This window comes from Prevotella veroralis DSM 19559 = JCM 6290 (assembly GCF_000377625.1).
GTDB lineage: Bacteria > Bacteroidota > Bacteroidia > Bacteroidales > Bacteroidaceae > Prevotella > Prevotella veroralis.
Map to the genome: position 1 here is coordinate 180,606 of NZ_KB898325.1, position 25,395 is coordinate 206,000.

General features: G+C 40.1%; 21 protein-coding genes. 8 read left to right on the top strand and 13 right to left on the bottom strand.

The window, feature by feature from the left end; translation table 11 throughout:
* Positions 1–52 precede the first annotated feature (52 nt).
* From serC to dapA, 7 genes are all read left to right on the top strand, one after another.
* Positions 53–1,123, top strand: coding sequence for a 3-phosphoserine/phosphohydroxythreonine transaminase (gene serC / locus D464_RS0100830; protein WP_018909724.1), 1,071 nt, complete (start codon positions 53–55; stop codon positions 1,121–1,123).
* A 99-nt stretch (positions 1,124–1,222) separates the two neighbouring features.
* Positions 1,223–2,140 carry a 3-phosphoglycerate dehydrogenase gene (locus D464_RS0100835; RefSeq protein WP_004383499.1) on the top strand — a complete coding sequence of 306 codons (918 nt, stop codon included), beginning with the start codon at positions 1,223–1,225 and terminating at the stop codon, positions 2,138–2,140.
* A 90-nt stretch (positions 2,141–2,230) separates the two neighbouring features.
* Complete coding sequence (locus tag D464_RS0100840) at positions 2,231–3,478, top strand: DUF1015 domain-containing protein (RefSeq protein ID WP_018909725.1); 1,248 nt, start codon at positions 2,231–2,233, stop codon at positions 3,476–3,478.
* A gap of 20 nt (positions 3,479–3,498) precedes the next feature.
* A complete protein-coding gene (locus D464_RS0100845; RefSeq protein ID WP_018909726.1) occupies positions 3,499–4,092 on the top strand; it encodes an IMPACT family protein in 594 nt (197 codons plus the stop codon).
* Between the two features lie 19 nt (positions 4,093–4,111).
* Positions 4,112–6,496, top strand: coding sequence for a TonB-dependent receptor domain-containing protein (locus D464_RS0100850; RefSeq protein ID WP_018909727.1), 2,385 nt, complete (start codon positions 4,112–4,114; stop codon positions 6,494–6,496).
* A gap of 107 nt (positions 6,497–6,603) precedes the next feature.
* Positions 6,604–7,011 carry an energy transducer TonB gene (locus D464_RS0100855; RefSeq protein WP_018909728.1) on the top strand — a complete coding sequence of 136 codons (408 nt, stop codon included), beginning with the start codon at positions 6,604–6,606 and terminating at the stop codon, positions 7,009–7,011.
* A gap of 615 nt (positions 7,012–7,626) precedes the next feature.
* Positions 7,627–8,511 carry a 4-hydroxy-tetrahydrodipicolinate synthase gene (gene dapA / locus D464_RS0100860; RefSeq protein WP_018909729.1) on the top strand — a complete coding sequence of 295 codons (885 nt, stop codon included), beginning with the start codon at positions 7,627–7,629 and terminating at the stop codon, positions 8,509–8,511.
* A 194-nt stretch (positions 8,512–8,705) separates the two neighbouring features.
* Here dapA and pyrF read toward each other — a convergent pair whose 3' ends face one another.
* The 9 genes from pyrF to D464_RS0100905 all read right to left on the bottom strand — a co-directional run bounded on the left by pyrF (position 8,706) and on the right by D464_RS0100905 (position 17,070).
* On the bottom strand, positions 8,706–9,530 hold the full coding sequence (gene pyrF / locus D464_RS0100865) for an orotidine-5'-phosphate decarboxylase (protein ID WP_018909730.1): 825 nt from the start codon (positions 9,528–9,530) through the stop codon (positions 8,706–8,708).
* 132 nt (positions 9,531–9,662) lie between these two features.
* On the bottom strand, positions 9,663–10,145 hold the full coding sequence (locus tag D464_RS0100870; protein ID WP_018909731.1) for a flagellar biosynthesis protein FliQ: 483 nt from the start codon (positions 10,143–10,145) through the stop codon (positions 9,663–9,665).
* A gap of 21 nt (positions 10,146–10,166) precedes the next feature.
* Positions 10,167–11,279 carry a peptide chain release factor 1 gene (gene prfA, locus D464_RS0100875; protein ID WP_018909732.1) on the bottom strand — a complete coding sequence of 371 codons (1,113 nt, stop codon included), beginning with the start codon at positions 11,277–11,279 and terminating at the stop codon, positions 10,167–10,169.
* Between the two features lie 20 nt (positions 11,280–11,299).
* Complete coding sequence (locus D464_RS0100880; RefSeq protein ID WP_018909733.1) at positions 11,300–12,268, bottom strand: membrane protein; 969 nt, start codon at positions 12,266–12,268, stop codon at positions 11,300–11,302.
* Positions 12,269–12,272: 4 nt separating this feature from the next.
* Positions 12,273–13,436 carry an AIR synthase-related protein gene (locus D464_RS0100885; RefSeq protein WP_018909734.1) on the bottom strand — a complete coding sequence of 388 codons (1,164 nt, stop codon included), beginning with the start codon at positions 13,434–13,436 and terminating at the stop codon, positions 12,273–12,275.
* Between the two features lie 73 nt (positions 13,437–13,509).
* Complete coding sequence (locus D464_RS0100890; RefSeq protein ID WP_018909735.1) at positions 13,510–14,262, bottom strand: shikimate dehydrogenase family protein; 753 nt, start codon at positions 14,260–14,262, stop codon at positions 13,510–13,512.
* A gap of 64 nt (positions 14,263–14,326) precedes the next feature.
* The gene (ubiE, locus tag D464_RS0100895) at positions 14,327–15,061 is read right to left on the bottom strand and encodes a bifunctional demethylmenaquinone methyltransferase/2-methoxy-6-polyprenyl-1,4-benzoquinol methylase UbiE (RefSeq protein WP_018909736.1); all 735 of its coding nucleotides are present in this window, start codon (positions 15,059–15,061) and stop codon (positions 14,327–14,329) included.
* Positions 15,062–15,150: 89 nt separating this feature from the next.
* Positions 15,151–16,101, bottom strand: a complete 951-nt coding sequence (locus D464_RS0100900) for a phosphoribosylaminoimidazolesuccinocarboxamide synthase (protein WP_018909737.1) — start codon at positions 16,099–16,101, stop codon at positions 15,151–15,153.
* A gap of 21 nt (positions 16,102–16,122) precedes the next feature.
* The gene (locus tag D464_RS0100905; protein WP_018909738.1) at positions 16,123–17,070 is read right to left on the bottom strand and encodes a PhoH family protein; all 948 of its coding nucleotides are present in this window, start codon (positions 17,068–17,070) and stop codon (positions 16,123–16,125) included.
* Positions 17,071–17,199: 129 nt separating this feature from the next.
* Between D464_RS0100905 and D464_RS0100910 the strand changes: the two genes are divergently transcribed.
* Positions 17,200–17,997: a DUF5715 family protein gene (locus D464_RS0100910; protein WP_018909739.1), complete on the top strand. Its 798-nt coding sequence runs from the start codon at positions 17,200–17,202 to the stop codon at positions 17,995–17,997.
* Positions 17,998–18,107: 110 nt separating this feature from the next.
* Here the strand turns inward: D464_RS0100910 and D464_RS0100915 are convergent, their stop codons facing one another.
* From D464_RS0100915 to D464_RS0100930, 4 genes are all read right to left on the bottom strand, one after another.
* A complete protein-coding gene (locus D464_RS0100915; RefSeq protein WP_018909740.1) occupies positions 18,108–19,667 on the bottom strand; it encodes a hypothetical protein in 1,560 nt (519 codons plus the stop codon).
* A 361-nt stretch (positions 19,668–20,028) separates the two neighbouring features.
* A complete protein-coding gene (locus tag D464_RS0100920; protein WP_018909741.1) occupies positions 20,029–20,982 on the bottom strand; it encodes a PorV/PorQ family protein in 954 nt (317 codons plus the stop codon).
* Between the two features lie 12 nt (positions 20,983–20,994).
* Complete coding sequence (locus D464_RS0100925; protein ID WP_018909742.1) at positions 20,995–23,760, bottom strand: S8 family serine peptidase; 2,766 nt, start codon at positions 23,758–23,760, stop codon at positions 20,995–20,997.
* A gap of 20 nt (positions 23,761–23,780) precedes the next feature.
* Positions 23,781–25,370 carry a BACON domain-containing protein gene (locus D464_RS0100930; protein WP_018909743.1) on the bottom strand — a complete coding sequence of 530 codons (1,590 nt, stop codon included), beginning with the start codon at positions 25,368–25,370 and terminating at the stop codon, positions 23,781–23,783.
* Positions 25,371–25,395 lie beyond the last annotated feature (25 nt).

The following is a 25,395-nucleotide window of genomic DNA, read 5'->3' on the forward strand; positions in this document are numbered from 1 at the left end:
AGTAAGAATAATAACTATACAACTTAAGTCAAACTTAAACTAAACAGATCAGATGAAGAAGTATAACTTTAATGCGGGTCCTTGTATCCTTCCTAGAGAAGTGATTGAGAATACTGCAAAACAGATTTTGGATTTCAATGGTATTGGACTATCTTTGGCAGAAATAAGCCATAGATCAAAGGACTTCCAACCAGTAATTGATGAAGCCTCAGCTTTAGTTAAGGAGCTTTTAGACGTTCCTGAAGGTTACTCCGTGCTCTTCTTGGGTGGTGGTGCCTCACTTGAGTTCCACATGATTCCAATGAATTTCCTTGTAAAGAAAGCTGGTTATCTGAATACAGGTGTTTGGGCAAAGAAAGCCATCAAAGAAGCTAAGATGTTGGGTGATGTTGTAGAAGTGGCATCTTCTGCTGATGATAATTACACTTATATTCCAAAGGGTTATGAGGTTCCAACAGATCTTGATTATCTTCACATCACTACCAATAATACCATTTATGGTACAGAACTTCACAATGATCCTGATGTTCCAGTACGTTTGATAGGTGATATGTCTTCAGACTTTTTGAGTCGTCCTGTTGATGTAGCAAAGTATGACTGTATCTATGGTGGAGCACAAAAGAACCTTTCAATGGCTGGTGTTACATTCGTTATCGTAAAGGATGACGCCTTAGGTAAGGTTGATCGTCAGATTCCTACAATGCTTGATTATCGTACACATGTAGATAAGGGTTCTATGTTTAATACACCTCCTGTTGTACCAATCTATACAGCATTGGAAAATCTTCGTTGGGTGAAGGCTCAAGGTGGAGTAGAAGCAATGGCTAAGATTGCGAAGGAACGTGCTGATCTTCTTTATGGTGAAATCGATAGAAATAAGCTCTTCCGTGGAACTGTTAAGAATGAGGAAGATCGTTCTTACATGAATATCTGTTTCGTTCTTAATGATGAGTACAACGACCTTCAGCAAGAGTTCTTCGACTTCGCAACGGCTCGTGGAATGGTTGGTATTAAGGGACATCGCAGTGTTGGTGGTTTCCGTGCTAGCTGTTATAACGCTCAAACAATAGAAGGTGTTCAAGCTCTTGTTGATACAATGAAAGAGTTTGAAGCTCAACATTAATAATATTGTTGAATCTATAATTCATACATATCAGACTTGGCTATATATGGTCAAGTCTGAATCCAATCTTTACTAAAATTATACCTAAACATTGAAGCTATGAAGATTTTAATTGCAACAGAAAAGCCATTTGCACCTGCTGCTGTAAAGAATATAACATCAGAGTTAGAGGGTGCTGGACATGAAGTACTCCTATTAGAGAAGTATACAGATAAGGCTCAATTATTAGAAGCCGTAAAGGATGTCGATGCGATGATTGTTCGTTCTGACAAAATTACACCAGACGTATTAGATGCTGCTAATCAATTGAAGATTATAGTCCGAGCTGGTGCTGGTTATGATTCTATTGATACTAAATATGCTAAAGAAAAGAATGTTGTTGTAGAGAATACTCCTGGACAGAATTCTAATGCAGTAGCGGAGCTTGTCTTTGGTATGTTGGTATATGCAATCCGAAACTTCTATAATGGTAAGTCTGGTACAGAGTTAAAGGGTAAGAAACTTGGAATACTTGCATTTGGAAACGTTGGTCGTAATGTCGCACGTATTGCAAAGGGCTTTGATATGGATGTTTATGCTTATGATGCATTCTGCCCAGCCGAGGCAATCGAAGCTGCTGGAGTTCATGCTGTAAAGACACAAAACGATCTGTTCAAGGTTTCTGACGTTTTGTCATTACATATTCCTGCTACACCAGATACTATTAAGAGTATTAATTATGAAATGGTTAATCAACTTCCAAAGAAAGCAATCTTATTGAATACCGCACGTAAAGAGGTGATTAACGAGGAAGAACTCTTAAAGTTGATGGCTGAGCGTGAAGATCTTAAGTTCATCACAGATATCAAACCTGATGCTGACGAAGAGTTCTTGAAATTCACTGGGCGTTACTTCTCTACACCAAAGAAGATGGGTGCACAAACAGCTGAAGCTAACTTAAATGCTGGTGTAGCAGCTGCAAAGCAAATCAATGCTTTCTTTGAGACAGGTGACACTACTTTCCAAGTAAATAAGTAAATCTTAAACAAAACAAAGAATGATAGCCTAGAATAGTAATCATAACTTCTAGGCTGTCATACTTTTATTTACCTAAAAACCTAGAATACAATGGCTATTATTAAACCGTTTAGAGGTGTTCGTCCTCCTAAGATGTTAGTTGAATCAATTGCAAGTCGTCCTTATGATGTACTAGATTCTGAAGAAGCACGCATGGAGGCGGGGGATAATGAGAAGAGTTTATATCACATTATCAAACCAGAGATTAATTTTGAATCCACTATAGATGAGTCTGACCCACGAGCTTATGATAGTGCAGTAGAGCACTTCCAGAAATTTCAAGATAAAGGCTGGTTAGTTCAAGACGATAAGGATTGTTATTATATATATGCACAGACCATGAATGGTAAAACACAGTATGGACTTGTGGTTGGTGCCTATGTTGACGATTATCTAAATGGAAATATTAAGAAACATGAGCTAACACGCCGTGATAAAGAAGAAGATCGAATGAAACATGTTCGTGTTTGCAATGCGAATGTAGAGCCCGTATTCTTTGCTTATCCAGATAACAATGTATTGGATACATTGTTAAGTCGCTATGCACAAACAACTCCAGAGTATGATTTCGTTGCACCTGACGATGGATTCCGTCACCAGTTTTGGGTTGTTAGTGATAAAGCTGACATCGATACGATTACCGAAGAATTTAAGAAGATGCCAAGCCTTTATATCGCAGACGGACATCATCGTTCAGCTGCTGCAGCTCTAGTAGGTGCAGAGAAAGCGAAGAATAACTCAGGACATAAAGGAGATGAAGAGTATAATTATTTCATGGCTGTTTGTTTCCAATCTAGCCAATTAACAATTCTAGACTATAATCGTGTAGTTAAGGACTTAAATGGCATGGAAGTTGTAGAGTTCTTACAAGCATTAGAGAAGAACTTTATTGTAGAACTAAAGGGAGAAGAAGAGTATCGCCCTACCAAATTACATGAGTTCTCCTTATATATTGATCACAATTGGTATAGCTTAGAGGCAAAACCAGGTACATACGATGATACCGACCCTATAGGTGTGCTTGATGTTGACATCTCTAGTCGTTTGATTCTAGACGAACTAATGGGTATCAAGGATCTCCGTTCTGATAAACGTATTGATTTTGTTGGTGGTCTACGTGGACTTAAGGAGCTTAAACGTCGTGTTGATAGTGGAGAAATGCGTTGGGCGCTAGCACTTTATCCTGTCTCTATGCAACAGATTATGGATATAGCTGATAGTGGAAAGATCATGCCACCCAAAGCTACTTGGTTTGAGCCAAAGCTACGTTCTGGTCTTGTGATTCACAAACTAGATTAGGCGATGGTTATTATTATTGAATGGACAACGATAAATATAAAACAATAACAGAAAAAGCAATAGGTGAGGGATTTTACTCTGAAAGTCGGAGTAAGTTCCTCGCTTTTGCCCATCATGTAGACTCAGTTGAACAAGCTTTAGAGATAGTAAAAGAGTATAGAAAGAAGTACTATAATGCGCGCCATTGCTGTTATGCTTACAGGATCGGCTTCATGGGAGAAGAATTCCGAATGAATGATGACGGAGAGCCATCATCTACTGCAGGTAAACCCATTCTAGGACAAATAGATAGCAATGGATTGACAAATACTCTTATTATTGTTGTACGTTATTTTGGTGGAGTCAAACTTGGTACAAGTGGACTAATAGTGGCTTATCGGGAAGCATCATCCGATGCCATTGCTCATTGTGACATCGAAGAAAGATTTATAGAAGAGCAGATTAAGTTTACTTTCTCTTATCCAATGATGAATGCAGTCATGAAGATAGTAAAGGATATGAATCCACGAATCATCAATCAAGTGTTTGATAATACTTGTGAGCTAACCCTCTCCATTCGCAAATCTTATGCAGACGAATTGAAAACCCGTCTGAACAAATTATCTTTTGAGTAACAAGTATTTATTAAAGACGATGAAGTCTCTTTTGAAAGTAATCTTATCTTGTATTGGAATACTATATTCTATCTCATTGAGTGCACAGAATAATGCAAGCGGAAGGATTGTTGATGAGCAAAGTAAGGGAATTGATGCCGCTGTAGTTATGCTAATTTCTTTACCAGATAGTATCCTTATAGAAACGACACTTACTGATGATAATGGAGACTTTCAACTTCCAGAGCAAACAGGACATTTCCTTTTATATATAAGGGCATTAGGTTATAAAGAATTTAAGAAAGATATAACAATCACCGCATCGGAGATTCTTCCAACTATTCAGTTAGAAGCAGATAATGTTGTCTTGAAAGATGTTGTCGTTACAGCTCGCAAGTCACGTCCATTAACTAGCTTATCTAATGGTAAATTACAGATAAATGTGGCACAAACTTATCTTACCGATATCGGAAATGCTTTAGATGTTTTAAAGCACTCACCCGGAATATCGGTAAATAGTAAGGGAGATATATCTTTAGCTACTCTTGGAGGAACCGCCATATACATAAATGGAAAGAAACTTATGTTACAAGGAGAAGAGCTTTCTGCTTATCTGCGCTCTCTGCCCTCATCTAAAATTACTCGCATTGAAAGTTCTACTAATCCTAATGCGAGTTTTGGTACTGATGGAGCAGGAGGAGTTATTAATATTATCTTGAAAAGCAATGAAAGAACTGGTACCTTCCTTACAACTTCACATAGTTTGTCTTACTGGAAAAACATAAGACAAAACTCTGATATTTCTTTCTCCTTCAACAAAAGCAAATGGCAATTAGGTTTGAACTATAGCCATAGCTTAGGACATTATGCAATGAAGTATGGCTTTGAGAAAGTTCAAGATGGTAATAAAAGTATATCAGAAACATCTGATACTGATAAGCGAAACACTTACTCTGTAGGTGTTGATTTCTCTTGGCAACCTAATCAAAAGAATAAATTGTATTTTAATAGTACGATGAATCTGCTTGTTGGACCTGGTCTGACAGAGACAACAACACAGGTATATAATGGTACCTCTACGTTAGATGGAATCCTAAAGGCACGCAATGACTATGTAAAGCAGAAGACAATTCAATACAATAACAGTATAAATTATCTATACCAACCATCAGAGAGTCATCAGTTATCTTTTTCTGTTGATTGGACACACTTTGATGGTAAAGCTCGTTGCCAACAACCCAATGATTATTTTTCATCTAATAACATACTTATTCGTTCTGATTTATTCTATTCTCAACCTGACAAAGATATTGATATTTATGCCTTATTAGCTGACTATAAATATAAACCTAATGCACAGAATGAATGGCTAATAGGTGCTAAGACTTCATTGATAAAGAGTGATAATATCTTTCTTTTTAAAAAGAATGGGCTAATAGACTCACAACGTTCAAACAGATTTAAGTACAACGAAGATAATATTGAGACTTATGCGCAATACACACTCTCTTTGAATAAACTAGAGTTAAGTACTGGTCTACGTATGGAGTATATGTATACCAATAATAAGCTGCACTCTTATGCTAACCAGTTGATAGAAGAAAATAATCGAAAGAAGTTGAATCTATTCCCCAATATGTCTGTTTCTTATGCTTTCAATGATAAGAACAAAGTAGCTCTTTTATACAGCAGGCGACAAGATAAACCTCGGTATGAAGATCTAAATCCTTTTGAATATTTATTAGATGAGTTATCTTATTGGAAAGGCAATCCCTTTCTTAAGCCTCAGATAAGCAATAAGATTATACTGAACTATACATGGAGTAGTTTATCTTTAAGCTTATATTATAATAAGCTAGATGATTACTTTACGTCACTTACTGATGTGTTTGAGCATAATAAGACGATAATGACAACTAAAAATATAGGGACACAACAGCAAATAGGACTAGAAGCGGTCTATTCTAAGCGTCTTACTTCATGGTGGGATATCAACTCCAACATTGGATTTTACTATTTTGATAATAAGTTGAATTACGAGAACTATAAGCAAGAATATAAACGTCCATCATGTTTCTTATCCGCAAACAATAATTTTCATTTACCTTTAGGTATCGACCTAGAGCTTTCAGGACGATACTATTCAAAACGTCAAGGAGGAAGTTATGAAGTGAATAAGTCAACTGGTGGTATTGATTTAGACTTAAATAAATCATGGAATAATAATCGTTTCCGCCTTTCACTATTGATGACTGATCTGTTACATACAGAGCGTTGGGATAGCTATGGAATAAAAAATAGCTTGAATCTCTCATCTTGGGGATATGGAGAAAGTCGGAAGATCATGTTGCGTTTCACTTATAGTGTTGGTAAACAAAAGTTTGAAAAAGAAGAAAAGAATCTTGAAGAATTAAAGCGATTGTAACTCCTTAATCCTCTTAGAAATCTTTACTTTCGTAGTAGGTTATACTGATAGAGTTCTTACTGATTCTCAAAGAACATATCATCCAAACCTAATAAAGAAGAAACCAAATGAAGAGATTTATATTCATATTATTTCTATTTTTAGTGACGGGTACGACTATAACTCAAGCATTCAGTAGCTTTCAAAATGATTTCGTAGAAAATGAAAAGAAAGTCTACACAGTTGTTGAAGAGATGCCAAGCTTTAAAGGTAACGTTAATACTTGGTTAATATCTCACCTTCGTTTTTCCAAACGGACAATTAGAGAAGGAGTATATGGAAGAGTGATGGTAAAGTTTATTGTAAAGTCAGATGGCAGATTGTCTGATTTTAGTATTTACAGAAGCACTAACCATGAGCTTGATACGAAAGTACTTCGTGTAATAAAGAAGATGCCTAAATGGAATCCAGGAAAGCATAACGGGATTCCCGTCTCATGCTATTATATCTTACCCATCGTTTTTTGCCCACAATAATAATCCTATATATTGATAGATATGAAAAGGAGGTAAACAATAAGTAACAGTGTTTACCTCCCGTTTGTTTTAAGATAAAATAGTTTTTTAGGATAAATAACTTAGAGTACAGTCTATAAACCAACTTATTTACTCTTCATTTATACTTTAATTTGGACATCAATTGAATTTATACTTAAACATCAATCATACTTTAAGTTAATGTGCGATGTTCTACACGTTTGTATAATCTATTATACACGTTTGTATAATTGATTATACACGTTTGTATAAAAGGCTATACAAACTTGTATAAAGTCGTTTATCAAGTATAAGGGCGAATGTTGTTTAAGTTAAAGTATGGTTGGCTTCTACCTTAAAGTACGATTGTCGTTTAAGTATAGGTACGATCGTTGTTTAAGTTAGAGTAGGATAATCGGCTAAATATACTGTAAAAGGTCGATTCATTTTTGTTACCCTGATAAGATAAAAGGAGTAATCCTTTGATGATTGGTAATTAATTATTATATTTGCAACAACATTAAAATTATCTCTTAGACCATATATAGGATATAAGCTACAATATACTTAGCATTGGCGGGTAATTGTAGAAGGTCTCTTTAAGACAGTTTTACTATGCAGAATGTTTTTCATGGATTAGGTATAGCCTTAATTACTCCATTTAAAGAAGATGGTAGTATAGATTATGACGCACTTGTGAGTCTAGTTGAATATCAATTAGCTAATGGTGCTGATTTCTTTTGTATTTTAGCGACAACAGGCGAGGCTCCTTGTTTGACTCGTGAAGAAAAGGATGAGTTGACACGTGTTGTAAAGAAGGTGGTTAATGGTCGTGTACCTATCTTGAAGTATTGCGGTGGGAATAATACAGTAGCTGTTGTAGATGAGATAAAGACGACAGACTGGCAGGGTATTGATGGTATTCTAAGTATCTGTCCTTATTACAACAAACCAAGTCAGGAGGGACTTTACCAGCACTTCAAGGCTATTGCGCAAGCTAGTCCTTTACCCATCGTCATGTATAACGTGCCTGGTAGAGTAGGTGTGAATATGACGGCAGAGACAACTGTACGTATTGCGTCAGAGTTCGATAATGTGGTCGCTATTAAAGAAGCATCAGGGAATTTAGAGCAGGTTGATGAGATTATCAAGAATAAGCCTAAGCACTTTGAGGTTATTAGTGGCGATGATGCTTTGACATTCCCAATGATTGCCAGTGGTGCAGTTGGTGTTATCTCGGTTATTGGCAATGCACTTCCTAAGGAGTTCTCTCGTATGATTCGTCTTGAGTTTAATGGAGAGTATGAGCCAGCAAGAAAGATACATCATCAGTTCACAGAGTTATATAAACTTCTCTTTGTAGATGGTAATCCTGCTGGTTGTAAGGCGCTGTTGAATGATATGGGAATGATAGAGAATGTGCTCCGTCTTCCTTTGGTTCCAACGCGCATAGAGACAAAGCAGAAGATGAATGAAATTCTGAAGGGATTGAGAATCTAAGTTGATCGACTTAACAATAAAAAGCAAAAAAGAGATGGAACGATAATGTTCTATCTCTTTTTATGGTTCTATTAGCTGGATGATAGTCTAATGTTTGCAACAATCTGTTTTATTGTTCGTTTGTATAAGCCCTCAACTTTTTCTTGGTAAGTTCGTCAGCTTATGTGTTGAATCTTTTGGGGCTTTATGTTGGCTTATTTGATAGCTTCTAACTCAATAGCCATTTCTTGTTGCAATTCCTTCGCCTTCTGAGCTGCCATCTCTGCGAAGTCTTTGTCCTTGCCAGCGTAAATGATACCACGAGAAGAATTGACAAGCAAACCGCAGTCCTTTGTCATTCCATATTTACATACCTCTTGCAAGCTACCACCTTGTGCACCGACGCCTGGTACTAAGAGGAAGTGGTTAGGAGCTATGCGACGAATGTCCTCAAACATTTTGCCTTGTGTTGCACCAACTACATACATGAGGTTCTCTGTGGTTCCCCATTCTTGCGACTTCTTTAATACCTTCTCAAAGAGTTGTTCGCCTTGTTGATCTTCTGTTAATTGGAAGTCGTGACTACCTTTATTGCTAGTGAGTGCGAGAAGGATAACCCACTTACCATCGTACTCAAGGAAGGGCTTCACACTGTCTTCACCCATGTAAGGGGCAACCGTGACGGAGTCAAGGTTATACTCCTCAAAGAAGGTCTGGGCATACATCTTAGAGGTATTGCCAATGTCACCACGCTTTGCATCGGCAATGATAAAGTGATTAGGGTGATTCTCCTTTAAATACTTGATAGTCTTTTCGAAAGCAACCATACCTTTGAGCCCGTAGCACTCATAGAAAGCAAGGTTGGGCTTATAAGCAACGCAATAAGGTGCTGTTGCATCGATGATTGCTTTGTTGAAAGCAAAGATAGGATCCTCCTCCTTTTTCAAGTGTTCAGGGATTTTATTGATGTCAGTGTCCAGTCCGACACACAAAAAAGTCTTCTTAAAGAAGATCTCGTTGATTAGTTGTTGTCTGTTCATATTAGGTGTTTAATTAATTATCCTAAGGAAAGAAAAGACACCCTCGTTAGTCCCACACGGTTTATCGTGTTTCGGACAAACGAGGGTGTCTGTCCCTACCTTTATCTCTTCTTATCTTGTTAGATTCATTATTTATTCTTGTTCTAATGGCTTAGAAGTAGAAGTGGAGACATGCCATACGCCAAACAATATACCAAGTAGAGATGCAACGACTGTAGATATCATCATCGTTTGGTTTATACTATCTGCAAAATGAACCAAAAGGAGTGTTGAACCGCATAAGATGATTGCAGCAATAATTGCACATATAATTGATGCAAGTTTCTTCTTAGTCCTTGCTACTGGTGTTGTTGCAGTCATTGCCACAACAAGCATAGCATACTTTGCAAATAAGAAGAAGCAATTAACGATGATACTAACAGTACTTGCTTCATCGAAGTTTGATAAGATACGGCGAACAATGAACCCATAAGCAAGCTGGATGATGAGCATAGCAATAAGTCCTGCTGGCAATGTGAGTAGCCATCTAAGTGCAGGGTTCCATGTTTTGACCAATCTTAAATCATAGTTTTCATCAATGTCTAACTTACCTGGCTTTTTTTGTTTTGTCTCCATTCTGTAATGTTTTAAAGTGTTTTATAATTCGTTCTCTTTTAACTTCTCTGCGTTCTCTGCAACAGTCAGTGCATCAATCATCTCTTGAATCTCACCATTCATGAATCCTTGTAAGTCATGAGTTGTAAAACCTATACGATGATCGGTGACACGTCCTTGTGGGAAGTTATAAGTACGTATCTTGGCACTACGATCACCAGTAGAAACGAGAGTCTTACGACGTGACGCAATATCATCAATATACTTTTGGTGTTCGTGATCATATATATAGGTATAAAGGCGACTCAAAGCACGCTCTTTATTCTTTGGCTGGTCGCGGGTCTCAGTACATTCAATAAGGATCTCCTCAACCTCACCAGTATTAGGATTCTTCCATGGGTAACGCAAGCGCACACCAGACTCAACCTTATTGACATTCTGACCACCAGCACCACTCGAACGGAAGGTATCCCATTTGATATCTCCTTCGTTAATATTTACTTCAAACTTATCAGCTTCAGGTAACACAGCTACTGTAGCTGCTGATGTGTGCATACGTCCTTGTGTCTCTGTCGCTGGTATACGTTGTACACGGTGCACGCCTGACTCATACTTCAGTGTTCCGTAAACGTTCTCACCTTCTACAGCGAAATCTATCTCTTTAAAGCCGCCTACAGCACCTTCGGATACAGATGTTATTGATAGCTTCCAACCTTTCTTATCGCAATAACGTTTGTACATATTGAAGAGGTCGCCTGCGAAGAGTGCTGCCTCATCACCACCAGCTCCACCACGAATCTCCATCTGGACATTCTTTGCGTCTTCTGGATCCTTTGGTACAAGTAGAATCTTAATTTCTTCTTCAAGTCTTGGCTGTAGTTCCTCATTCTCTGCGAGTTCCTCACGTGCCATCTCTTTCATCTCTGCATCACTCTCGTTAGCGATGATATCCTTTGCCTCCTTAATGGTTGTAAGGCAAGTGATGTAACGCTTGCGAGCATCCATAATGTCGCCAAGATCCTTATATTCCTTTGTCAGCTTAACGTAGCGTGACTGGTCTGCTATAACACTCGGGTCAGTAATGAGTGTTGATACCTCTTCATAACGGGCTTCTAGTCCGTCAAGTTTCTGTAATATGTTGTTGTTATCGATCATAATCTTTATGGGTGGAGTTATTATACATCTTCCGTAAATTCTTCTTCGGTAGTTGGAATATGCTTATCTATACAATGTTCCTGTATCTCTTTATCCGACTTAGGATATTTATCACAAATATTTTCCAATGCAGCTTTAGAAGCCGTAAAATGTTTCTCGTCTGCCGTTAATGTAGCCTCAACAGACTTAATGAAATCTTTAAAGTTAGGATTAATTTCACAAAGCTTACTAACTGTTTTAAAGTCTATTTGTCGGTCTTTAGCTTCTAACCAGATTTGACTCTCGTATGGATTAGATTTCAATAGAATGAAACCAATGCCAAAGGAATGATTAAGACGTGCGAGTTCTTCTTTAAGATCTCTATTGATCTCAAATGCAACGAGATATCCTTTGTTAGCCCAACTAGAGTTAGAAACGGCTTGAAAGAAACATTTCTTTAGCTCATAATCATTATCAATCCTACGTTTTAATTCGTATGAATACAGTTGTAGAGAGTCTTTCTTGCTTATAGCTTTGAACAATGAATTGCTAATTGTATTTGTTTGTTCAACAAACCTTACTCCAATGATGTCTGGATGTATCCATTTCTGATGTTCATCATCTTTCTTAGACTTCTCATGGAAGATAGTCTTTGCCATAATCCCTTGATGATGTAAAAAGCAGCAAAGGAGTGGATGAAGATCTCGTTCATGAAAGGTTATATTGGATGTACCGATTTGTGCTTGTGTGGCAGTTATATTTTCTATATTCTTAGAATATTCACTAAGATAATAACAGTATATATTCTTCTCATTTTTAAAACGTCCAATACGAGTATCTCCCTTTTTTGCCATTGTAACTAAATTGGCGGACACAGTTGCATCCGGTGTCTTAGCTTTTGTGTTAAACTGAAAGATACCTTTATCTATTATATTTTGATAGACCTCTTTCGCTTGTGCTCCTTGGGGAAAGTCCTTCAAACTTACTAGTATGGCTTCTTTTATTGTCATGATATTAATATTCAAATGTTCCGAACTCACTCTTTATCGTTAGGCTACGTTTCCTTTCTTCTATGTGTCCAATGACTTGTGCATCAATATTAAAGGACTTACTAATAGCAATAACCTGTTCAGCAACTTCCGGGCGAACATAGATCTCCATACGATGCCCCATATTGAACACCTGATACATCTCCTTCCAATCAGTACCGCTACAATCTTTAATAGCACGAAAGAGAGGGGGAACTGGGAACATGTTATCTTTAATAACACGACAATTCTCACCAACAAAGTGTAGAACCTTTGTTTGTGCACCACCAGTACAATGTACCATACCATGTACTTCAGGGCGCAACTCATCAAGTAATCTCTTGATAACAGGAGCGTAGGTGCGAGTAGGAGAGAGTACTAACTCACCTGCATTAACAGGACTCCCTTCAACAGAATCAGTTAGTTTGTATTTACCACTATAAACTAATTCTTCTGGTACTGCATGGTCATAACTCTCAGGATAATTCTCTGCTAGATATTTAGCAAAAACATCATGACGTGCAGATGTTAAACCGTTGCTTCCCATACCGCCATTATAACGTTTCTCATAGGTTGCCTGACCTGTAGATGAAAGACCAACAATGACGTCACCTGGACGAATATTCGCATTGTCGATAACATCCTTACGACGCATACGGCAAGTAACTGTTGAATCAACGATAATTGTACGAACAAGGTCGCCTACATCTGCTGTTTCGCCACCAGTAGGGTAGATACCTATTCCCATCTTACGCATATCAGCAAGTAACTCATCGGTTCCGTTAATGATAGCTGAAATTACCTCGCCTGGTACAAGCATCTTATTACGACCAATCGTTGAACTAACAAGGATATTATCTACTGCACCCACACAAAGCAAGTCATCTGTGTTCATGACGATAGCATCTTGTGCTATACCACGCCATACACTTAAATCACCTGTCTCTTTCCAGTACATATAAGCTAGAGAAGACTTTGTGCCAGCTCCATCAGCATGCATAATGTTACAATACTCAGGATCACCACCAAGGATATCTGGAATAATCTTACAAAAAGCTTGTGGGTAGAGTCCTTTATCAATGTTCTTGATGGCATTATGCACATCTTCTTTGGCAGCACTTACGCCGCGCATCATGTATCTGTTGTCCATATCTAAGGAATTGTCGTGTTGAGATTATCTATAACTTATGGTTGTATAAAGTAATATTATTAATTGCGTTAAGCTAGCGCTGTTCCTTCCCATTCCAAAACTCCCAACTAGCAAATGCTTGCAGTAAGAGCATTTCTAAACCATTCTTTACAACTGCACCTTGTTCACGTCCTTTTGTCATGAATAAGGTTTCGTCTGGATTGTAAAGTAGATCATATAATAAGGTGTGACTATCCATTGCTTCGTAGGGAAGTTTAGGACATGAATCAACATTTGGGTACATACCTAGTGGAGTGCAATTCACAATAACATTGTACTCCCGAATAATGTCAGCTGTTATATCTTCGTAACATAAGATGCCATCACGTTTCGTACGAGAGACAAATTTTGTTTCTAGTCCAAGAGATCTTAGTCCAAATTCTATAGCTTTTGAAGCGCCACCAGTTCCTAGAATTAAGGCTTTCTTATGATGCCGCTCTAATAAAGGTTCTATACTACGTGTGAAGCCAATCACATCACTATTAAAACCTTTCAGTTGTGTCTTCTTCCCTTTGTGGGTGACTCGAATAACATTAACGGCTCCAATGGCTGTTGCTTCAGGACTAAGACTATCGAGATAAGGTATAACTTGTTCCTTATATGGGATAGTCACATTCAATCCACGTAGTTCTGGATTGGAGTCTATAACCTCAATAAAGTCTTCTATAGATGGAATTTCAAAGTTAATGTAACGAGCATTGATGTTCTCATTATCAAACTTCTCATTGAAGTAGCCTATAGAAAAGGAATGTCCCAAAGGATAACCAATAAGTCCGTACTTATCCATGTTTTAAACTTGTTCTATGAGTTTGTATTTTGTGGGAGTAGGTCTATACCCTTGTATTATCTGCTTACTTTTCGGCCAGATACATCGTGCATATTCCGAATGTCAGTCGCTTGAAAGAGCTTTTGGCGAATCCTGCTTTGTGAAATATCTCCATCATCCGTTCGCCTTGTGGGAATGCCTCAACCGTCTTGTTGAGATACTCGTAAGCACTCTTATCTTTGGAGATAAACTTTGCATAATTGAGTAAGATGGTGTTGGAGTATATGCGGAAGAGTTGTTTCATTGGGAAGCTAACAGGCGTTGTCAGTTCTACAATACTCAAATGTCCACCTTTCTTTAATACACGACAAATCTCCGTAAGTCCTTTATCGAGATTTTGAAAGTTACGGATACCAAAGGCTGCAGTAACAGCATCAAATGTGTTATCAGGGAAAGATAAGTTGAGGCAATCCTCCTTTTGGAAAGAGATAACCTTGCTAAGTCCAGCCTTTTTGACCTTCTCACGTCCGATAGCCATCATACCTTCTGATATATCAGCTCCGATAAGATGACTTGGAGAAAGTTCCCTTGCTGCAAGGATAGCAAAGTCTCCAGTACCAGTTGCTATGTCTAACATCAGTTGTGGATGATAAGGCTGTAATTGCTTAATAGCTTTCTTGCGCCACCCTTTGTCAATATCCCATGAGAGTCTATGATTCAGTGTGTCATAAGTAGGGGCAATCTTATCGAACATCTCTTCAACAAGTTTGCCTTTATCTCCTTTACCATTATAGGGTATTATCTTTTCCTGTTCGTACATACTTTAATTAGGAAGTTAAGAAACTTAGAAGGAGTTAAGGGAGTAAAGAAGCCAATACCATTCCTTAACTCCTTCCTTTTCTTAATTAGTTACTTTCTAGAAGCCAGATACTCCTTGACGTTCTTCTCGATACGTGCTGCGATATCACCTTCTTCAGCCGCTTTATCAAACTTCTCACCTGTGATGTGTTCGTAAAGTTCAATATAACGTTCGCTGACGCTCTCTGCATACTCGTCAGTTATTTCTGGCATAGTTTGACCTGGTTCATTCATAAAGTTGTGCTCAATAAGCCATTGGCGTACAAACTCCTTTGAGAGCTGTCTCTGAGGTTCTCCCTTTGCTAGTTTCTCCTCATATCCATCAGCGTAGAAGTAGCGACTAGAATCTGGTGTGTGAATCTCATCTATGAGGTAGCACTGACCGTCACGTTTACCGAACTCATACTTTGTATCAACAAGAATCAAGCCTTGCTTAGCAGCAATCTCCTGACCACGTGCAAAGAGCTTACGTGTCCAATCTTCGATGATTGCGTAATCTTCTGCAGAAACGATACCCTGTTTGATAATCTCTTCCTTTGAGATATTCATATCATGCCCCTCATCAGCTTTCGTAGTTGGGGTTACGATAGGTTCTGGGAAACGCTCATTCTCTCGCATACCATCAGGTAGCTTTACACCACAAATCTCACGGCATCCATCTTTATAAGCACGCCATGCAGAACCTGTAAGAATGGAGCGGATAATCATTTCAACACGAAAGCCTTCACACTTCAGACCAACTGTAACCATAGGGTCAGGTGTTGCTAACTTCCAGTTAGGGCAGATATCAGCTGTCAAGTCAAGGAACTTGCTAGCAATCTGGTTCAAAACCTGTCCTTTGAACGGTATTCCTTTAGGCAGTACGACATCGAATGCAGAGATTCGGTCGGTAGCTACCATGACGATGAGGTCGTCGTTGATGTCATACACATCACGTACTTTGCCGTGATACACACTCTTCTGTCCATCAAAATGGAATTCAGTCTTTGTTAATGCTTTCATTGTCTTTATGTTTATAGAGTCCTATCTCTTGTCCGCCTTATCGTGTGCTTCATAAGCGTTGACGATACGCGTAACTAATTTGTGTCTAACAATGTCCTTCTTGTCAAGGTTGATGACTGATATACCTTCTACCTTGCCCAATATAGAAAGAGCTTCTTTCAATCCGCTCATCTCTGCATGTGGGAGGTCTATTTGAGTCAAGTCACCTGTAATAATCATCTTAGTGTTCCATCCCATGCGAGTAAGGAACATACGGATTTGAGCTGGTGTTGTGTTCTGTGCTTCATCAAGGATAACTACAGCATCGCTCAGTGTACGACCTCGCATAAAGGCCAGAGGCGCAATCTGTATGATGTGTTTGTCCATCATATCCTGTAGCTTTACAGCGGGAATCATATCCTCTAAAGCATCGTATAGTGGCTGTAGATACGGGTCAATCTTATCCTTCATATCTCCTGGTAAGAAGCCTAACTTTTCCCCAGCCTCAACAGCAGGACGTGATAGGATAATCTTCTTTGCCGCCTTTTCCTTCAGTGCTTTAACGGCTAGAGCTATACTTAGATACGTTTTACCAGTACCCGCAGGACCTACAGCAAAGATCATATCATACTTATCAAAAGCATCAATCAGCTGTTGTTGATTCTCCGATCTCCCTTTGATAGGTCTACCCGCTACAGAATAAACAAGGACGTCCTTTATCGCATCAGCTTTGGTCTTGCGCCCCTTCACGATATCAAGGATGTCCTCTTCTGTAATGGTGTTATACTTCTCAATATGCTTGCGCATAGTCTCTATGTCCTCCTCTATCTTTGCCATCTCTTCCTCATCACCCAAGATACGGATAACATTATCTCGTGCAACGATTCTCAACTTCGGAAAGAGGGACTTAATCATCTGTAGATGCCCGTTACCAACTCCATAGAATACCACAGGGTCTATATCCTCTAGGACTATATGCTTTTCTATCAATGCCGTCTGTTTTATATTATGGTTACAAAGTTACTATAATTTAGTGATACCTGCAAATTATTCTTAATTCATAATTAGGATGCGTTATATTCTTATTTGCTTTCCTCTTTTCTTATTACCTTTGTGACAATGAAAAAGAAATTAAGGATAAGTAAAAGGCGTATATTATTAGTGTTCATCGTGATAGCACTCTTCTTTGTTACCATTAAGTTGTTGTTCCCATCAGTAGTTCGAGTTGGGCATAACACGGAGAATGTAAAGAGTGGAAAGATGACAGAAGAAGAGCGACGACGTGCTGATTCAATCAAGATCATCTCACAATCCACCCCTGACAGGATGAAGTTGTCTTCATTCTATAGGTTAAGTGGCGCATTGAAGAAGAATAGGATTGTCGGCGTAAGAGATTATGATGAGAGTTTCCCAGATTCACAATCCTTACAACTCAATGCTGCTTCTCGTTATGGTGTACGCCCAGTTGCCAACCGCTTAGATGCAGAGAAGCGCAAGAACGAGTTAGTATATATAGGTAGCAATCCATATTATGATTTAAAGAAACTGAATAGCAGTGTTCCTTATCTTGTCCCACGTGCCGCCGTGTTACTTCAAGATATTGCACGCACGTTCATGGATAGCCTCCAAGCTAAAGGTGTTCCTATCAACAAGATATTAGTCTCTAGTGTGTTAAGAACAAAAGAGGATGTCAGGAAGCTATGTCAGCATAACCATAATGCTACCAGTAACAGTTGTCACTTGTATGGTACAACTTTCGACATAGCCTATAACCGCTACGCCTCTGTCACGCGCCCTGTAAGGAATGATACACTGAAATGGGTTCTGAGTGAGGTGCTCAATGACTTACGTTCGCAAGGTCGCTGTTATATTAAGCATGAGAAACATCAGGGTTGTTTTCACATCACCGTTAAGTAGGTAATATCTATCCTTTACATACGAGAAGACGCCTTCCTGACATCTAGAAAGGCATCTTCTTGCGTCTTATAAAGGCTCTTGTCAAATAGTATTAGCTATTCGCAAGCCCACTACTTAACAATTACTTTCTTAGTTGTACCATCAGAGTATCTCACGATGTTTAGCCCCTTTTGCATGTGTTCTATCTGGCAGCCTTCTATGGTATAATACTTCTCCGCCTGATTATTCTTGATGGTTGCATTCTCTATACCAGCCGTCACAACAGGGGTAGTCATTGGATCACTGGAATACTTCGTGCCATTATCTTCATATACCATCACGACAGACACCTTCTTGATTTTAGCACCATAGAAATGTAAGATACGCTGATTGTCGTTACTCTTGAAGTCATAGCCCCACTTATCCTTAAAGTTAAACGGGATATTTGTCATATCCTCATCCAAGTATTTGTATTCCTCCTTCTTGAACTTGAATGGCTCTGTGCTATCGTCTAAGTAAACATTATAGTACATCTTAGATGTGTCAAGGTAATTACCATCAGTATCAGCGTTGTTTACATAGAAAGCTAATGTTGTGGTAGTTGTACTGTAATCGTAGCTATCGACTGCTGAACAATATTGTAACTTCGGTGTCGCAGGCTTACCAGCTTTCTGCTCATAAGACTTTAGTGTAAGTGCTTCGTAACTCTCAAGCTCATCATTCGGAATATTAGTTGCACGGCTCTTACCCTGTACAACCCTTAGAATACCATCGGTGGTAAGTATGCCCTTTCCCGCATCCAGCTTAAATTCTATCTTGTCTGCAATGGTGTTTGCATTGCTTAGTGCTGCAGCGAAAGTGTGGTATTCTGCCTTGTCAAACGAGTAGGACTTAAAGTCAGTCTTCACGGTCGTACCTAAGTACTGGTTAGTCATCATCACATACTTGTCGCCTTCCTTTGTAAGCTTCAACCACTTATCAGCTATCTTCTGACTCTTGAAGATCCCCTTTACATACAGCTCATCACCGCTCACAGCCGCCTCTACTATGCGTGGGGAAGTCATCTCCTTGGATGTGAGTGTATATTGTTTTCTAATAGCCGTAGCAGGAGGTGTGATAAGGCTGTTATCGAAGGATTGAATGGTAACAGACCAGTCTCCGTAACGTTCTTCCCACTTGTTATTGTAAGTCATTCCCAGAATCACGCCATCCGACTCGGCACCGAGCATCTTAAGCGTTTTACCATCCCATGAATATTCCATGAAGTTCTTATCCTTTGGAACAACCTCATACTTCTTCTTACCAATAGTCCGCAGGCGATTTAAGTAGAGCGTGCGTTCTGTGCTCCCTGATTCATCGTCATCATCATCGCCATTGTCGTCCTTATGAATAGCTTGCGGGAGCATGGCTTTATATTTCCCCTCGCTCACCTTCTCAAGTTTCAACCACGTATTGCTATCGAGTCCCGAAAGCGGATTATAGATGTAAAGGCAGTTATCGTCACCAACGACAATCTTAGATACTAAGCCTTCGTATCTACCACGTGCGGTACCTGTCCAACTCTTTTGTATCCATGATTCACTCGAGCGATACATGTTATCAATCAGCTTACCTGCTGGCGTCTCAGTTATCTGAGCTGATGTGGTTATACTTAGTGCTAATGCACACATGGAGAATAAAGTTTTCCTCATAATCTTATAATTAATTGTTTTACTTATGTTGGTTATTTTGTGAGTCTTATAGGAGTCGGATAGTAACACATAGGTGTTATTACTCTTTACACATAGGTCTCATTAGAGTATCACGTGTATGATACTGGAATATCATTAGGGTGATACTGGAGTATCATCAGGGTGATACTGGAATATCATCAGGGTGATACTGGAGTATCATCAGGGTGATACTGGAATATCATTAGGATGATACTGGAATATCATTAGGATGATACTGGAATATCATTAGGATGATACTGGAATATCATTAGGATGATACTGGAATATCATCAAGGTGATACTTAACGAACTGCTATGTCTTCTCATGAACTCGCAATAGTTAGAAGTCACATCCGACACCGATCGTACAATAACTACTTCCTGCGTCAGCTGTCTTCAAGAGATAAGCTCCGTTGAGTCGTAGCCCTTTATATTTGATGCCGGCACCTATTGTGAAATGGCTTAAATCATGGTCTCCGTATTCGTATCCTGTACGTACAGACACCAAGTGATTATAGGTGTATTCGAGTCCACAACTAGCCGTGAATGTCTTGTAATCCGCTGGTTGGAAGAAGTATCTACTGGATAAGGCAGCAGCGACTTGATGTTTGTCGGCTACATCCACGGATAATATTCCTCCCACGCCGAAATATGTTGGTAGGGATGTCTTATTCCTGTTTCCAAAGTCTAACTGGGGACCTATGGCTCCTGCTTTGGCGTCTATCATCAGACTAGCTTGCCTGTGTGCAAGGGTCATCTCATGGTTTTGATACGATGCCCCTATAGTGACTGCGCCTCCTGTAGCGTTCTTTGAAAGATGGCTGAAGACGATACTCCCCGTGGTATAAGCAGCGAATCCGTTTCCTATCATATAAGTATAACCCAAGTCGATAGTCCAATCGTAAGGTTGGTAATCCTTGGTAGGCTCACCACTCATGTCATAACCTTTGAACTTCAGTCCACCTGCATATCGAAAGCCTGCGAACGCTGCGTGACGCTTGGCAAATCTATATCCTATGGTCGCTGCATATAGTCCGAAAGTCCCGTTTGCTCCCTCTGCTTTCTCGTATAAGGAAGCCGAGGCATCGGCAGTGAATCTCTTGTCTAACGAGAAGATGGTCGTAGGATTATTATAGAGCAACATCCCCTCTGCGGCAACTGATGTGTTACCCATGGCAGCTGCGCGAGCATCCGTGTTAGCTGTTAGTATTGGTAGGTTCTGCCCCTGTGCATTTGCTTGTGCAACACCGAGGAGTGTGGCACAAGCTGTTAGTATAATATATTTTGTCTTCATGTTTGACTATAATTATCGTTTGATGAACATCTGTGTATGGTTGCCCTTATTCGTGCGTACTGTTAGTTTGTAGGTTCCTGGGTTAAGGCGCGACAGATCTAAGGTAGCAACGTTGTTCTTGTCGGGAACAAGGGTTGTCTTCACTAATCGTTCGCCTACGGTAGTGCTAACAATAAACTCTGCCTGTTTTACCTCGGGATTGAGTAAGGTATAGATGTCTTTTCTCACAGGGATAGGGTAGACTGCATATACGGGAGCTGCCTTACGCTCCACGACACGTATTTGGAATGAGCCTTCCGAGGATGTCAGCCTACCATCTGATGCCGTGAGACGAACACTTGTGATACCCTTTGTCAGTGGGTATAATCGCAGATGATTGTTGTCGATCGTGGCGGTGGCAATGTTCCCATTCGAGATATTAGCCTTGTATGTAAGCTGTTTCTTACCATTGTAGGTGAAGTGATCAGCCAACGGAATAGTTACGGCACCCTCATCCAAACCAATAATATAGTTGCCGAATGGCTTAGCCAACTGGGGTGGGATATACTTGACTATCCTAAAGATGAAATGCTTTTCAGACGTTGCGCCTAAGTCATCAGTGAGGATAAACTTACAAGTGTATTCGCCAGCTTCTAACACAGGAACTATGTGGACGGTGACCGTAGATCCGTTGACAGAATAAGATACGCCTCTCGTCTCGCCCACATCCTTTATGTACCAGTTATGCCCATCAGGGTCGGTAACGTTAAAGCTGAATGACTTACGTTCATCTTCTGCTACATCAATGGTTTCTTCAGGGAATCCGCTAGCCTCTGGAGCATGGTTTAGCTTTGTTGTACATTGTTGGATGATAGGCGCAGAAGTATTCCCCCAACGATCGACAGCTACTATTGCGATATAGTAAGTTCTGTTGTCTCTCAATTCGTTGAATGTGTATTTCAGCGTCTCACCCATGCTGTGTCCCATACCATTCACCTCCTTGTAACTCATGTCGTTGAGGCTTTCTGCGGTCAGTTGGTTAGGACTGATATACAATCTATAGAACGTAGCAGTCTTGTCTTTATCCTTTGCTACACTCCATTCGGCAGTGATATCTAGGAAGTCGGGAGTTAAGGATAAGCTTGGCACTTTCTCGGGTGCTGTCTTAGGATTAGACTCGAATGCAGCTTCTGCATCAATATATCCACGCCCTAACTTACCCTTGTATCCTGGGTTCTGCTCATCTATATTGTAAGGTCTGTATGCGGTTGTTAAGCGCGACTTTAATTCCTCATTGGTGAAACCTTGCTTACCAAAGTAAGAGGCAATGAGAGCCGCAATACCCGATACGTGTGGGCAAGCCATGGAGGTGCCCTGCATATAGGCATAACCAGAGCTAGCCTTACTCTTCGGAACGGTACTTAACACACCAGCCTCATTGCCGAAGCGGTCTTGATCGCCACCAGGAGCAGTAATCGTAACCCACTTAGCATAGTTGCTATAGCTAGCCTTGGTGAAGTCCCAAGCCATTGATGCAACAGATACGGCAGGTGGATAGCAGGCGGGATATGCCGAGAACTCCTTATTCTCGTTGCCGGCAGCAAAGATGACTACGCCACCTTTCATTGGTGAGTCAGCGCGCTGTTGTCCGTTAGCATCGCAGCCCGCATTCTTGATGAAATAGTCTACAGCATCCTTTAGTAACTGCGGCATAGACGTAACACCCGTATTCGACGAATACCCCCAAGAGTTCTGACAGATAACAGCTCCATTGTCCGCAGCATACTTGATAGCGGCTGCAGCATCGCCTTGTTCGTTCTTCTTTCTGAATATCTGGCAACTCATCAGACGTACACCGCTATCTGCCGTTCCGTTGCCACCTGCTATACCTGCAACACCTTTCCCGTTGTTGTTACGTGCGGCAACAGTACCAGCGACGTGGGTGCCGTGCCCCTCATCATCGGGTTCTATCTTACCACCAACAACATCCTTTGCTTCCACGAAGTTGTATCCGTAAATATCATCAATAAAGCCGTTGCCGTCATCGTCAATGTTAGGTTGCCCGTTCTTTTCTTTCTCGTTAATGTAGAGATTATCCATAAGATCTTCGTGGGTGATGTCTATACCGCCATCCACTATGGCAACGATGACATTCTTCTTACCAGTCGTGTATCTCTCCCACACAGGCTTAACATTGCAGTCGGCTCCTTTTCTAGCATGGTTATTGATTGAGCCGTCATTGTAGTAATGCCATTGCTTAGGTAAGAGTGGGTCATTAAAGCTACTGGTTGCTATGGGTTGTAAGCTAGTAGTTGCAGTTGTTGTAGGATAGGGCGTTGCCTTTACCTCTGGGCGAGCCATTGGGAGGACACGCTCTGCACATTCTACACCCTTAGTCTTACTAAATTGCTTTACGACTGCTGCCACATCTTTACCCTCATCAAAATAGATGGTGTACCAGCGATCGAGTCCTGCTGCTATCGTGCGTGCCTCATAAATACCTGCGGGCTTAAAGACACGCTCCATCTTGTAAGCACCGGAAGTCTTCATAGCTGTTGCAATAGCTGATGGTACGCTCTGCATCTCTACATTGCCGCTACGTGTGGTGGGGATGGCTGCACTAACAGGTTCTTCTAGCTTCACATTAATACGCCCCTTTACAGCGAAGAGACCTTTATCAATTATTACGGATCGTGTGCCATTGTTAGATGTGTCCGGCTCTACATTATCTTGGCATGATGTCGCGAACATCAGGCTCAATAGCGCACATGCACCTACGTGTATAATGTTGTTCTTCATTATTGTTCTTTTCTTTGTTATTATCTTTTAAGTAGACGTTCAACCTTAGCTAACCTTTGTTGCTTGCTACCATCAAAGACGTTCTTCTTGTATAGTACGCTAATCTGCATAACTGGTTTCCCATTGTTTACATCAGCAAATTCGCCACCTAAGATGGCTAGTGTAAGGAAGTCGGAACGACGTGCATAGACGTGATGCCTGCCATTATATCCCACAGATTCAAAGCCGTTAGCGGTTAGTAATTTATCGAACTCACGTGTTACGAACCATTCGTTACCATACTGCCAAATACCTAGGTTAGGCTGCCCAATACTAAGGCTATACTGTTCTACACTGCCCTCCATACCTTGTGGAATAGGATCTTCTCCGCCACGTGCATAGAAGTAGTAGGTGCGAGCAACTACCGTTGGATCGTTCGTCTTATACACAATCGCAGCGACATCATTGGTGCTAGTCATCTGTTTCTTAATCTCTTCGCTATGCTTGTTAGCCTCATACGCTGCTACGTCATTTACTTTCTTGTCGGTTTTATGTAATAGCTCTATCGGACCGAGGTCAAGATGTTGGAAAGTCTCGTAATCATGGTTCTGTTCGTGCATTTGATGGAAGAACAAAACAACGCTGTTATTACTCTCTCGCATATCAACATCCATAGTAAAGTGCTCTCTTATATTGACGTAATGGTTGGTATCTTGCTCATCTCGTGTATAGCCATTCGCCCGAAGGAAGTCTTGGAAGGCTTGTGACTTCACAGCATCTACTCCCTCCTTTGTTAACGATCGGGTGTAAATACGGGTAGGAACAAAATACTTGGTATCATGCACGTAGACAACATCCTTAAAGAGAGGGGAAGTAGTCTTGAAGAAGTAACTCTCTTCATAGATTCCGTTTCCTATATCGGGAGAGCCATATTCGGTGAATAGACTTCCTCGGCGCATCTCAAAGTCCATCATCTTATGCAAACTAAAGGGATTCCCTGGGTTACATGCTAGGATGAATGTTGATACACCTGGCTGCTTAACCACAATCTCACTAGTCTTCCCATTTAAGGATGCAATAAGTTTGATAGTCCTTTCAGCTACACCATAGTTAGCCTTAGATATGAATTTCAAGCTATGCTTCTTCTTTATAACTTGTAACCAATCAACCTGTTCTGTTTGTAATAGTTCGTATTGACTGATTTCCTTATTGATATCAGCAGTAGTAGTACCACCTCCTTGCGGAAGTATTATCTCATTATTGGCAAAACCCAATGTAAAGTCAGACGAACTCTGCTTTACTATGACTTTCTCAACAGCCAGACCACCATCAACGAGGATATAACTATTCCTCTCCGCACCTGTAGTATTATTATCTACTCGCACAGATAGGCTGTTTCCGTTCTGTGTGATATGAATCCAAGGCTTAGGAGTTGTCGCAATCCATTCCTTACAATTCGTATTCACCGTAATTGTTTTCTCATCTATCTGACTAGAGAATGATAACTCCTTCTCCGAAACGTTCAGATAAGGTTGCTCGAAGTTATCTTTCTCACTACATCCCGCCATCATCACTAATAGCAGAAACAGGACATAGATGTATTGTTGTTTATATAAGTTCATTATACGCATATTGGGATAGTATATATATAATGTA

Coding starts and splice junctions, on each gene's coding strand:
- serC (WP_018909724.1), top strand. CDS start 53: ATGAAGAAGTATAACTTTAATGCGGGTCCTTGTATCCTTCCTAGAGAA.
- D464_RS0100835 (WP_004383499.1), top strand. CDS start 1,223: ATGAAGATTTTAATTGCAACAGAAAAGCCATTTGCACCTGCTGCTGTA.
- D464_RS0100840 (WP_018909725.1), top strand. CDS start 2,231: ATGGCTATTATTAAACCGTTTAGAGGTGTTCGTCCTCCTAAGATGTTA.
- D464_RS0100845 (WP_018909726.1), top strand. CDS start 3,499: ATGGACAACGATAAATATAAAACAATAACAGAAAAAGCAATAGGTGAG.
- D464_RS0100850 (WP_018909727.1), top strand. CDS start 4,112: ATGAAGTCTCTTTTGAAAGTAATCTTATCTTGTATTGGAATACTATAT.
- D464_RS0100855 (WP_018909728.1), top strand. CDS start 6,604: ATGAAGAGATTTATATTCATATTATTTCTATTTTTAGTGACGGGTACG.
- dapA (WP_018909729.1), top strand. CDS start 7,627: ATGCAGAATGTTTTTCATGGATTAGGTATAGCCTTAATTACTCCATTT.
- pyrF (WP_018909730.1), bottom strand. CDS start 9,530: ATGAACAGACAACAACTAATCAACGAGATCTTCTTTAAGAAGACTTTT.
- D464_RS0100870 (WP_018909731.1), bottom strand. CDS start 10,145: ATGGAGACAAAACAAAAAAAGCCAGGTAAGTTAGACATTGATGAAAAC.
- prfA (WP_018909732.1), bottom strand. CDS start 11,279: ATGATCGATAACAACAACATATTACAGAAACTTGACGGACTAGAAGCC.
- D464_RS0100880 (WP_018909733.1), bottom strand. CDS start 12,268: ATGACAATAAAAGAAGCCATACTAGTAAGTTTGAAGGACTTTCCCCAA.
- D464_RS0100885 (WP_018909734.1), bottom strand. CDS start 13,436: ATGGACAACAGATACATGATGCGCGGCGTAAGTGCTGCCAAAGAAGAT.
- D464_RS0100890 (WP_018909735.1), bottom strand. CDS start 14,262: ATGGATAAGTACGGACTTATTGGTTATCCTTTGGGACATTCCTTTTCT.
- ubiE (WP_018909736.1), bottom strand. CDS start 15,061: ATGTACGAACAGGAAAAGATAATACCCTATAATGGTAAAGGAGATAAA.
- D464_RS0100900 (WP_018909737.1), bottom strand. CDS start 16,101: ATGAAAGCATTAACAAAGACTGAATTCCATTTTGATGGACAGAAGAGT.
- D464_RS0100910 (WP_018909739.1), top strand. CDS start 17,200: ATGAAAAAGAAATTAAGGATAAGTAAAAGGCGTATATTATTAGTGTTC.
- D464_RS0100915 (WP_018909740.1), bottom strand. CDS start 19,667: ATGAGGAAAACTTTATTCTCCATGTGTGCATTAGCACTAAGTATAACC.
- D464_RS0100920 (WP_018909741.1), bottom strand. CDS start 20,982: ATGAAGACAAAATATATTATACTAACAGCTTGTGCCACACTCCTCGGT.
- D464_RS0100925 (WP_018909742.1), bottom strand. CDS start 23,760: ATGAAGAACAACATTATACACGTAGGTGCATGTGCGCTATTGAGCCTG.
- D464_RS0100930 (WP_018909743.1), bottom strand. CDS start 25,370: ATGCGTATAATGAACTTATATAAACAACAATACATCTATGTCCTGTTT.